Genomic DNA, 10,496 nt, shown 5'->3' with positions numbered 1-10,496 from the left:
CGCCGACCTGGCCCGGATCCGGGCCAGGTCGGCGCGCAGTTCGCGTACCGCCGCCAGCAGTTCCCCGGCGGCCGGGTCGCGTTCGGCCGCCTGGTGCCGGCTCTCGGCGCGTGCGTGGCTGCCGATGGCGAAGGTGCTGTGCGAGACGTCGCCGATGGTGACGGACGGCTCATTCGTGGTCATCGCTGCCCCTTCCCTCCTGCGGCTCGGACCCCTTCTGCAGTACGGAGCCCTCCTGCCGTCCAGTACCCTCCCGCGCGCCGGTGTCCTCCCGCGGCACGGGGCCGCCGGCGGTCGTGGAGGCGGAGGCGTGCTCGCCGACGGCGAAGGTGCTGCCCTCCACCCGGCCGATGTGCACGCCACCGTTGCTGATGTTGTTGATCTGCTGCACGAATTCGCCGGTCTGGTAGCCGAAGTCGGCCAGTGCCGCCCGCACACCGTTCGCGACACGGTCCTGAATGCTCTTCAGATAGCGGGAGACGTCCATGGTCTGGAACTGCGAACCGTCCGGTGCCGAGCCCAGCTCCCGCACCGACAGGGCGGGGCCGTCGGGCAGCGCCTGCGCATAGCCGCCGGTGAGCATCCGCAGCACGTACATCACGGCCCGGCCCATGAGGTACAGCGACATGAGCACCGAGCCGGGCACATGCAGGGCGGCTTCGGCCGCCCTGCCGACCGGGGTGTTCCGCTGGAGGCTGTGGGGGGCCTCCTTGAAGTCCTCGCGCACCGGCAGCAGGACGTGCGGCGCGATCTCCAGGACCAGCATGCGGCCCTGGGTGTGGACGCGCACGAAGACCGTGACGACCAGCTCCTCCTCCCAGCCGCCGACCCGGATGCGCAGGAAGTGCCGCCGTTTCTCGCCGCCCTCCTCCACCGCCCGCGCACAGTGCTCCGCGACGGCCTCCGGGTGGAAGGGGGCCTCCGCCCGGCTCCGCTCCCCCTCCGCCGGCAGGAACACGCACTCGTCGATCTCCAGCCGGCGCAGCCGGTCGCGGACCGTGAGCCCGGCCCGCTCCGCGTGTTCGGCGGGCAGCCGCAGCTGCTCCAGCCGGGGCCGGATGCTGTCCAGGATCGCGCGGTTGCTCAGGGGGCGCTGCTCCTTCTTCAGGTCGTCCGGCTTGAGCTCCACGGCGAGCACCCAGGTGTCGCGGGCCTCGCCGGCCCCGCAGAACGGCCGGGCCTCGTGGTACATGACCAGCGGGGAGTGCTGTTCCAGGCGGATCTGGTCCTTCAGCCGCTGGAACCGCGGTCCCCCGCCCCGCTCGGCGGGGTCGGCAGCGGCGTCGGGGAACGCCTCCCGGGACAGGCTGCCCGTGAGGGCCCTGGCGAGCTGGTCGCGCCGCGCGCGCTCGCACACGCCGACGAGCGCGAGCGTCACCAGGACGGCCCAGGCCTGCCAGACCCTGATCGGATGGCCGGTGAACGCGGCCCTCAGCACGAGGAACAGCAGCCCCGCCGACAGAAGGCCACCCGCGCAGCGCAGGAGGGACGCCGGCAGCCGCCACCGCGGCGCTCCCCGGGCACGGCCCCAGCCGGCGAGGACGATCAGCAGCCCGGGCAGGGCGAAGATCAGCAGCAGTCCCCGGGTCAGGGCGGCGCCCGCCGCCCACAGGGCGAGGATCGCGCCGGCCCACTGCAGCTCGATGCGGCGTGCCCGCAGCGCGTGCGCGAGGACCCGGGCCACGTCCAGTCCCAGCGAGGGGGCCACGAACCGCTGCTCGTTGAGGTGCAGCTCCTCGATCACCCGGTCCCGGAAGGCGGGGTCCAGATAGGTGCCCACGCACAGCAGCCGGGTGGCCTCACTGGCGTACGGCGGCGTGGGCGGAGGCTCCGGTGACGCACCGGTCCGGGTGGGCCGGGGTTGCTGCGGTACGTAGGCAGTGCTCACGCGGTTCCCCCGAGGCGTGAATGACCTGTGACGGTCAGTGAGGTGACGGAGCATCAGCATAGGGGAGCGCAAGTCCACCGGGAAGTGGATTGTCAAGAAGGGTGCAAGGTGAGGCGCGACACATCGCGCCTGTCGTGCCGGGTCGGGCGCCGGGCGGCACGGGACCGGCGGTGAACGGCCACGGGCCCCGTTCCGGGGAAACCGGAACGGGGCCCGTGCGGGGCGCAAGGAGCCGTACGGCTCAGATGAGGCCGAGGTTGCGGACCGCCTCGCGCTCCTCCTCCAGCTCCTTGACGGAGGCGTCGATGCGGGCGCGGGAGAAGTCGTTGATCTCCAGGCCCTGGACGATCTCGTACGCGCCGTCCTTGCAGGTGACCGGGAAGGAGGAGATCAGGCCCTCCGGGACGCCGTAGGAGCCGTCGGACGGGACGGCCATGGAGGTCCAGTCGCCCTCGGGGGTGCCGTTGACCCAGGTGTGGATGTGGTCGATGGCGGCGTTGGCGGCGGAGGCGGCCGAGGAGGCGCCGCGGGCCTCGATGATGGCGGCACCGCGCTTGGCGACGGTCGGGATGAAGTCCTCGGCCAGCCACTTCTCGTCGTTGACGACCTCGGCGGCGTTCTTGCCGGCGATCGTGGCGTGGAAGATGTCCGGGTACTGGGTGGCGGAGTGGTTGCCCCAGATGGTCATGCGCTTGATGTCGGAGACCGCCGCACCGGTCTTCTTCGAGAGCTGGGTCAGCGCACGGTTGTGGTCCAGGCGGGTCATGGCCGTGAAGCGCTCGGCCGGTACGTCCGGAGCGGCGGACTGGGCGATCAGCGCGTTGGTGTTCGCCGGGTTGCCGACCACCAGGACCTTGATGTCGTCGGCGGCGTGGTCGTTGATGGCCTTGCCCTGCGGCTTGAAGATGCCGCCGTTGGCCTCGAGCAGGTCGCCGCGCTCCATGCCCTTGGTCCGCGGGCGGGCACCCACGAGGAGGGCGATGTTGGCGCCGTCGAAGGCGACGTTCGGGTCGTCGGTGATGTCGATGCCCCGCAGGAGCGGGAACGCGCAGTCGTCCAGCTCCATGGCCGTGCCCTCGGCGGCCTTCAGCGCCGGCGTGATCTCCAGAAGCCGCAGCTTGACCGGCACGTCCGCGCCGAGCAGCTGGCCGGAGGCGATGCGGAAGAGCAGGGCGTAACCGATCTGGCCGGCCGCGCCGGTGACGGTGACGTTCACGGGAGTGCGGGTCATGGCGTTCTCCGTATGACAGCTGGCGGTGGGGCGTCCCTGCCCCAGGTTGGGGATCCCGCCGCCGCGATGACCGATCACCGGGAGATGATCGATCTCTTGGCGTCAAGAGATCCGCTCGTCAGGCTATCGCCTCCGCGGGATCCTGGTCGGCCGGACCCCTGTGGCCCAGCCCACAGGGCGGCCATGTGGCGCACAAGGCGTACAGGGCGCGCAGGACGCACCGGGGGCGGCCGTCCGGAAAGAAGGGGCGGAGGGGCACCGAGGACGGCCGCCGCGGGGGGGACTGCCGGAACACCGGAACTCCCGTGGGGGTGACATCCGTATGCCCCGAGCGGTGATCCTCATGCCTGTCCGGCGCCCCTTCTTCCGCCGGGCCCTCCACCGGGCCCTCCCTCAGCTCCTTCCCCGGCTCCTTGTCCCCGGCCTCCTCGCCGGCCGTCCGGCACCCGCTCGCCGCAAGCCGGCCCGGTCCGCACGGCGCATCCCTACGGGGTGCACCCCCGCTGGCCCGAGACCAGCGTCGCGCACGCCGTCGCCTGGGCCGCGTCCTTCACCGCGATCATCGGCGTGTACGCGATGGACTCGCCGTCCTTGGTGATGCCCCCGGTCTCCTTGTGCGAGCCGACCGTGACCTGGACCTCGTCGCCCGGCACGGCCCGGGTGATGCGGGCCCAGGCGGCGCCGCAGGTCTCGCTGTGGCGGATCTCCAGGAAGGTGGCGCCGACGGTGACGCTCCGGACGGTGGTCGCCCGCTCGCCGCTGCATCCCATGCGCTCGGCGTCCTTGCCGGTGCAGCCGTCCCCCTTGCACTTGACCCCGGGCGGCAGGTCGGGCTGGGTGCCGGAGGGGGACGGCGACGCGCTCGCACCGCCGGCGTTCAGGTTGATTTCCAAGCCGGAGAAGGAGAAGACGACACCGATCAGGACCAGGGCGGCGACCAGGCCGGCGAAGAACATGAGCACCGGCTGCCCGCGCCCTCCGGCGGCACCGCCGGAGGCGGGCGGGGAGGCCTGCGGGGAGCCGCCGCGCGGGCCCGGGAGGGCGGTGGTGGCGGCGTACGGGCCCGGGGACGCCGGCAGGCCCTGCGTGTGCCCGGGGCCGCCGGGCCGGAGCGGTGCGGGGGGAGGTGCCGCCTTGGTCCCGGGAGGACGCCCTCCTGCCCGGGACGGCCCCCGGTAACCGGCCACGTTCCAGGAGTTGCCGCTCGCCGGGGTCCGTGTGCCGGAGGCGGAGGCCGGCGCGGACTTCTTCGCCGTGCCCTCCCGGGCGTCGGCGTCGGACGCCGTCGGCTGTGCGGGCACCTTCGGGGTCCGTGCGGTCGTCGTGGCACCGCCGCTTTCGCGGGACGTCCTGCTCCCGTTGGCCTCGGCGCCGGGGGCGTCGCCGCCGGCCTCCCCGAGCGCGGCACGCGCCTGGGAGATCCGGATGGCCTCCATGGTGCTGTCGTGCCGCATCTCCGCACGGCTCCACGCGCGCTCGGCGAGCTCCCACAGGGTGGTGAGGTGGACCGGGTCGGTGCCGGTGGCCTCGGCGAGGGCCACGACCGCGCCCTTGGGCGCCAGGAGCCGGCCGTTGAGATAGCGCTCCCAGGAGGTCCTGCTGTAGCCGGTGCGATCGGCGAGTGCGGCGATGCTCAGGCCGCTGCGGTCCACGAGTTGCCGCAGTTGGCTCATGAACTCCTTGATCTGCGGATCGAGTTCGTCGGGCAGGGCCTTCCAACGAGGCATCGCGTCCCCTTCCCCCCGGTACGTGCTGGCTGTTCCCGCGCATGACGTCCTGTGCCGCGCCCTTGTCCTGGCTGCCGCCGCCCACAGGTGTGCGCCCTGTCAGGATCTCAGGTCGCGCGGTGGGAGCACACAGGAGCGTCCGGGCCGAAACGCGCGGTGCGCTCCGGGCCCCTGCCGGCCCGGTCCTCTCCCGCGGGACCCTCGGGCTCCGGCCTCACAACGCCCCCGTCTCCCCCCCTGAGAAGCGGGCCTTCGGGCATGTGCGATGGCGGAACCGTCACTTCCGTGCCACAGCACATGGACAGGCGTTGAACGTCCCGTCCGCGGTGCAGGAGGGTGGGCCGTGACGGCGGCCCCGTCCCCGCTCGGGGGAGGGGACGGGCCGTCGTCGCCGGACAGGGGTGAGATCCCGTCAGCTGTTGCGAATGGTGAAGTGCAGCGCGTCGTCCAGGAACGGGATCTCCAGCCACGGCTTGGGCTGGGCCATCAGCGCCAGCAGGACGATGGCGCCGCCCAGCGTGCCGTAGGTGATGATGTCGGTGAAGCGGGAGCGGACGGCGAGCATGCCGACGCGGGGCAGCAGCCAGCGCAGCACGGCCCCGCCGATCAGGGCGGCACCGACCAGCAGCAGACCGACCCGGAAGGCGTCGAGGGCGGTCGTCAGCAGCCCGGTCCCGACCACGGACAGCACGGCCAGCATCGGCCACTGCCGGGCGGGCGCCGGGGCGTCGCCGGGCGCGGCCCGGCCGCCGCCCTCGGGGCGCGCGGTGTCCCTGGTGAACAGGTGAAGACGACGCGTGGTCCGGCGCGGCCCGCCCCGGGCGCGCGACGCGCCGGCCGGGTCCTGTGTCCCTATGTCCGGCTCCGGCTTCGCGGAAGCGGACTCCCGCCCGGTGCCCTCCGCCTCAGCCGACACTGCGCTCCGCCGCCTCGACCACGTTGACCAGCAGCTGGGCCCGGGTCATCGGGCCGACACCGCCGGGGTTGGGGGACAGCCAGCCGGCCACCTCGGCGACGTCCGGGTGGACATCGCCGACGATCTTGCCCTCGGCGTTGCGGGAGACGCCGACGTCGAGGACGGCCGCACCGGGCTTGACGTCCTCGGCGCGGATCAGGTGCGGGGAGCCGGCCGCGGCGATGATGATGTCGGCACGGCGCAGATGGGCGGACAGGTCACGGGTGCCGGTGTGGCACTGGGTGACCGTGGCGTTCTCGCTGCGCCGGGTGAGCAGCAGCGGCATCGGGCGGCCGATGGTCACCCCGCGGCCGACGACCACGACCTCGGCGCCCTTGATCTCCACCCCGTAGCGGCGCAGCAGCGTCAGCACGCCGTTGGGGGTGCAGGGCAGCGGGGCGGGCTCGTTGAGGACGAGCCGGCCGAGGTTCATCGGGTGCAGACCGTCGGCGTCCTTCTCCGGGTCCATCAGCTCCAGGATGCGGTTCTCGTCGATGCCCTCGGGCAGGGGCAGCTGGACGATGTAACCGGTGCAGGAGGGGTCCTCGTTCAGCTCCCGGACGACCGCCTCGATCTCCTCCTGGGTGGCGGTGGCCGGCAGCTCGCGCTGGATGGAGGCGATGCCGACCTCGGCGCAGTCGCGGTGCTTTCCGGCGACGTACTTGCGGCTGCCCGGGTCGTCACCGACCAGAATCGTGCCGAGGCCGGGCGTGACGCCCTTCTCCTTCAGCGCCGCCACGCGGGCGGTCAGATCGGACTTGATCGCGGCTGCGGTGGCCTTGCCATCGAGAATCTGGGCGGTCATGTTCCCATCCTCGCGGATGACCGGCGCCCGGTTCCAATCCGGGGGTGCCCGGGGTCCCTCCCCGCCGGAGCCTTTGATCGCCGATGTTGCACTTGCACAACACCTGCGAAAAGCTGCTGGACAAGTAAGTTGCTCATAAAGAACGATGAACAGCATTGTGCTGCGGGCAGCTCATCGGGGGGACAAGTCGCACTTCTATGAAAAATTTTTTCCTCCGCATGATGCCTCGCGCCGTCCCCCCACGTAACCGACGGAGGAAGCAGAAGCAATGAGTTACGGCAACCCGAACAACCCCTACGGAGCGCCGCAGCAGCCTCAGCCCGGCTACGGCTACCCGCAGGCCCCGCCCGTGCAGCAGCCGTACGGTGCCCCGGTGCCGCAGTCGCCGCAGGGCACGGTCGCCGCGGCCCGGGTGCTGCTGTGGGTGATCGTCGGACTGCAGGTCCTCGGGGTGGCCCTGTTCGCCTTCAGCGCCGTGGTCGTCGACCGCGCCAAGGAGGACGCCGCCTTCGAGCAGCTGGCGGACTACCCGACCGGTGCGCTGTGGGGCTTCGCGGTGTTCGCCCTGCTGTGGGGCGTCTTCGCGGCCGTCCTGGCGGCGAAGTTCGGCAGCGGCGGCAACGGCCTGCGGGTCGCGGCCCTGGTCTTCGGCATTCTCACCGCGGTCTTCGCCGTCTACCCGTTCACGATCGCAGGCGTCGTGCACCTGGTGCTCGGCATCCTGATCGCCGTCTTCGTCGGCAACACCAAGGGCAAGGAGTGGTTCAACCGCCCCCGCCACTGACGCCTCCGCTCCCGAACGGTTCCGCACGGAACGGTTCGCGCCCTTCGCTTGTGGTGCTCCCGGGGCCGTGTCTCACCCCGACGAGGGAGGGACACGGCCCCGGTATGTCCCCCTAGTCTGTTTTCTGCAGCTGTTCAAGCACGGGGAGACATCTTGTACAGCATCATCGTGGTACCTCCGCCGACCGCGGAGGGCGAGCAGCCGGACGCCCGCTTCCGGCTCGCACCCGGCGAGCGGCTCACCTTCGGGCGCTCCGCCCCGGACAACGACCTGGTGATCGCGCACAACGGGGTGTCCCGCCGGGCCGGGGAGATCACCGCGCAGGGCACCTTCTGGATACTGAGCAACCTCTCCGCCCGCCACACCTATGTCGTGGAGAACCCGGAGGGCGCGGGCGAGCACATCAAGATCGCGCCGGGACGGCTGGACGCACCGGTGCCCTTCGAGTTCTCCCGGATCGTGCTGCCCGCGGCCGGCGACCTGCTGCCGATCGACGTATGGGCGCCGCGCCACGACTATCTGAGCGTCGCGGGCTGCGACGGCGACCCCACCGCACCCGCCTTCTCGATGGACCGGAGCAAGCGGTACTACGCGGTGCTCGCCGCCCTGTGCGAACCCCGGCTGCGCCATGACCCGCACGCCCCGCTGCCCACGGTCGACCAGGTGGTGGAACGGTTACGGCCGACCTGGCCGGCCGCGTCCCGCACCGCGGTGCAGTGGAACATCGACTATCTGGCCGTGAAGCTGCGGCTGAAACCCGGCCCGGAGACCGCCGAGACGGGCCCCCGCCTCAACGGCAAGAAGGAGTCCCTGGTCTCCCTGGCCCTGCGCTTCGACCTGGTCCGGGAGGACGACCTGGCCGTCCTCGGGGAACCGCCGGGACGGAAGCCCCGATGAGCGGGCCGTATGCCGTCCCGGTGCCCCGCGGCTACCGCGTCGGCGTCTGGGAGGTGCGCCGTCCCCTCGCCACCGGGGCCTTCGGCAGTGTGTACGAGGGCCGCCGCGTCGGAGGCGACGAGAGCCTGCCGCGCACGGCCGCCCTCAAGTTCCTGCCCACCGGCACCAGCACCCCGCGACGCCTCGCCCATCTGCGGGAGCTCGTCGAGCGGGAAGTGGCGTTGCACCGCAGACTGCGCCGCCCGCGGCTGATCCGGATGTACGAGACCCTCACCGTCGACGATCCGGACCGCCCCGGCCTGGACGGCGCCACCGTGCTCGTCCTGGAGAAGGCGGAGAGCTCGCTGGCCGCCCTGCTCGCCGCCGAACCCCGGCCGGCCGCCGGTCCCGTGCTGCTCGCACAGATCTGCGAGGGGCTCGACCAGCTGCACCGGGCGGGCTGGGTGCACGGAGACCTGAAACCGGCCAATGTGCTGCTGATGGCGGACGGTTCGGCACGCCTGGCCGACTTCAACCTGGCCGCCGAGCTCGAGGGCACCCACGCCTACGCGCCGGCCTTCTCCACCCCCGACTACACCCCGCCCGAGCTGCTGTGGTCGGAGATCGGCGAACGCGGACACCGGATCCGCCCCTCCGCCGACGTCTGGGCCTTCGGCGTCCTGGCCCATCTGGTCCTCACCGGCTCCTTCCCCCTGCCCGGCGGCACCCCGGCGGCCCGCCGGGACGCGGCCGTCGCCTACGCCCGCGGCTCGGACGAACTGCGGCTGAGCCCCGAACTCCCGGACGCCTGGCGGGAGATCGTGTGCGCCTGCCTGACCCGCACCCACGCCGACCGCATCGGCACCGACGCCCTGCTGCGCCGGACGGCCGCTGCTGCCGGAACGGCACGCGCGCCCCGGCTGCCGGGCCTTTCCCGGCTCTCCAGGGCCCTCACCTCCTCCAGGGCCTCCGGGACTTCCGGCTCTCCCAGGTCTCCCAGGGGCTCCGGCCTCCCCGGGAGCCGCCGGGTCCGCGGAGCCGTGCTGGGCGCGGTGGTCGCCACGGCCGCCGTCGCCGTGCTCGGCCACGGCATCGGCACCCGGGCGGACCACCCGCCCGGCGCCCGGGGCGCACCGCGGACGGCGACACCCGCTTCGGCCGTCTACGGCGCCTCCGAACTCCGTACCGACCGGGGCATCCCCGCCGTCTACCGGCCGCCGATCGTCGACGCCGCGCACGCCTGCCGGCACCCGGACGTCACCCCCGCGCTGATCGCGGCCATGCTGAAGACCGAGAGCAACTTCGATCCCGACCTGTCCGACCCGGCCAGGGACGAGTACGGCATCGCCCGGTGGACGCCGCGTGTCCTGCGCTGGTGGATGCGGTCCGACGGGCAGCCGGCGGCGTCGGTCCCCGAGCCGCCCCTCTCCCCCGACGTGTCCATCGCGGCCATGGGCCGCTATCTGTGCTTCATCGCCTCGCACCTGGAGCCCGAACTGCCCGGCGACCGGCGGGTGCTGATCGCCGCCGCCTACCGGACCTCCTACAAGAAGGTGAACGAGGCGGGCGGCGTCCCCCCGAAGTACCGCGACTACTGCGCCCGTGTCGCGCACCACCTCAAGGAGTACACCCCACCGGGCAGGAGGTGACCCTGAGACTTCCGAGGTACCGCTGCCGCCGCGCCCACGGCACCGTGGAGCCGTCCACCCCACGGGGTGGCAGAACACCTCATGGAACAAACAGGGGGAATCCTTCATGACCGTCATCCGCAAGGCTCTTGCCATGGGTGCCGCCGCCGTCACCGCCGGCGCCGCTCTCGCCCTCGGCGCGGCCGGCAACGCCCAGGCGGCGTCGCCGTGCTGGAAGAGCGGCTCCGTCTGGTACTGCAACAACGCCACCGGCGCCAACGTCTACAAGAGCCCCAACACGGGGACCGTCGTGGGTCGCATGTACTCCAACCCGTCCTGGTTCATCTGCAAGTTCGACGGCGGGCAGAACCACGGCGGCCCGCACCCCACCCGCTGGGTCTACACCCAGGCGGACAACGGAGCCTGGGGCTGGATGAGCGACAACGACATCGCCTCGGAGACCAACCCGCTGCCCAACTGCTGAGGCACCCGGCATGACCGCGGCCCCGGCCTCCTTACGGGGGGGGGAAGGCCGGGGCCGCGGCTGCACGGGGGACGGTCCGGGCCGGGTGATCCGGCCGGTGCCGGACCGGCCGGTCCGG

At 72.6% G+C, this 10,496-nt stretch carries 9 protein-coding genes and 1 pseudogene; 4 read left to right on the top strand and 6 right to left on the bottom strand.

Annotation, left to right across the window (positions count from 1 at the left end):
• The 6 genes and pseudogenes from CCN35_RS23610 to CCN35_RS23585 form a co-directional block, all read right to left on the bottom strand.
• Positions 1-183, bottom strand: a pseudogene (locus CCN35_RS23610) (hypothetical protein); the annotation flags it as partial.
• The gene (locus tag CCN35_RS23605) at positions 170-1,888 is read right to left on the bottom strand and encodes a hypothetical protein (protein WP_236560619.1); all 1,719 of its coding nucleotides are present in this window, start codon (positions 1,886-1,888) and stop codon (positions 170-172) included. The pseudogene CCN35_RS23610 and the gene CCN35_RS23605, both read right to left, overlap by 14 nt.
• 241 nt (positions 1,889-2,129) lie before the next feature.
• The gene (locus CCN35_RS23600; RefSeq protein WP_067394549.1) at positions 2,130-3,119 is read right to left on the bottom strand and encodes a malate dehydrogenase; all 990 of its coding nucleotides are present in this window, start codon (positions 3,117-3,119) and stop codon (positions 2,130-2,132) included.
• 485 nt (positions 3,120-3,604) lie between these two features.
• Positions 3,605-4,846 carry a helix-turn-helix domain-containing protein gene (locus tag CCN35_RS23595; RefSeq protein ID WP_067394552.1) on the bottom strand — a complete coding sequence of 414 codons (1,242 nt, stop codon included), beginning with the start codon at positions 4,844-4,846 and terminating at the stop codon, positions 3,605-3,607.
• Positions 4,847-5,258: 412 nt separating this feature from the next.
• Positions 5,259-5,702, bottom strand: a complete 444-nt coding sequence (locus CCN35_RS23590; RefSeq protein WP_385882822.1) for a DUF3017 domain-containing protein — start codon at positions 5,700-5,702, stop codon at positions 5,259-5,261.
• A gap of 49 nt (positions 5,703-5,751) precedes the next feature.
• Positions 5,752-6,606 (bottom strand): bifunctional methylenetetrahydrofolate dehydrogenase/methenyltetrahydrofolate cyclohydrolase, encoded by an 855-nt coding sequence (locus tag CCN35_RS23585; protein ID WP_067394557.1) that lies wholly within the window; start codon positions 6,604-6,606, stop codon positions 5,752-5,754.
• A gap of 268 nt (positions 6,607-6,874) precedes the next feature.
• Here CCN35_RS23585 and CCN35_RS23580 point away from each other — a divergent pair, with 268 nt between their 5' ends.
• The 4 genes from CCN35_RS23580 to CCN35_RS23565 all read left to right on the top strand — a co-directional run bounded on the left by CCN35_RS23580 (position 6,875) and on the right by CCN35_RS23565 (position 10,378).
• Positions 6,875-7,390, top strand: coding sequence for a hypothetical protein (locus CCN35_RS23580; protein WP_067394559.1), 516 nt, complete (start codon positions 6,875-6,877; stop codon positions 7,388-7,390).
• Positions 7,391-7,543: 153 nt separating this feature from the next.
• Complete coding sequence (locus CCN35_RS23575) at positions 7,544-8,287, top strand: FHA domain-containing protein (RefSeq protein ID WP_067394562.1); 744 nt, start codon at positions 7,544-7,546, stop codon at positions 8,285-8,287.
• The gene (locus tag CCN35_RS23570) at positions 8,284-9,915 is read left to right on the top strand and encodes a protein kinase domain-containing protein (RefSeq protein ID WP_067394565.1); all 1,632 of its coding nucleotides are present in this window, start codon (positions 8,284-8,286) and stop codon (positions 9,913-9,915) included. The genes CCN35_RS23575 and CCN35_RS23570 overlap by 4 nt, the downstream gene beginning before the upstream one ends.
• 106 nt (positions 9,916-10,021) lie before the next feature.
• Positions 10,022-10,378, top strand: coding sequence for a hypothetical protein (locus CCN35_RS23565; protein WP_236560620.1), 357 nt, complete (start codon positions 10,022-10,024; stop codon positions 10,376-10,378).
• Positions 10,379-10,496: the final 118 nt, after the last annotated feature.

It is taken from the genome of Streptomyces thermovulgaris (genome assembly GCF_002155915.1).
GTDB lineage: Bacteria > Actinomycetota > Actinomycetes > Streptomycetales > Streptomycetaceae > Streptomyces > Streptomyces thermovulgaris.
This window is presented reverse-complemented; position numbering and strand designations above follow the sequence as displayed.

What these genes read in the sequence shown, in the direction of transcription:
- CCN35_RS23600 (WP_067394549.1), bottom strand. Translation starts at nt 3,119, where the DNA reads ATGACCCGCACTCCCGTGAACGTCACCGTCACCGGCGCGGCCGGCCAG.
- CCN35_RS23595 (WP_067394552.1), bottom strand. Translation starts at nt 4,846, where the DNA reads ATGCCTCGTTGGAAGGCCCTGCCCGACGAACTCGATCCGCAGATCAAG.
- CCN35_RS23585 (WP_067394557.1), bottom strand. Translation starts at nt 6,606, where the DNA reads ATGACCGCCCAGATTCTCGATGGCAAGGCCACCGCAGCCGCGATCAAG.
- CCN35_RS23580 (WP_067394559.1), top strand. Translation starts at nt 6,875, where the DNA reads ATGAGTTACGGCAACCCGAACAACCCCTACGGAGCGCCGCAGCAGCCT.
- CCN35_RS23570 (WP_067394565.1), top strand. Translation starts at nt 8,284, where the DNA reads ATGAGCGGGCCGTATGCCGTCCCGGTGCCCCGCGGCTACCGCGTCGGC.
- CCN35_RS23565 (WP_236560620.1), top strand. Translation starts at nt 10,022, where the DNA reads ATGACCGTCATCCGCAAGGCTCTTGCCATGGGTGCCGCCGCCGTCACC.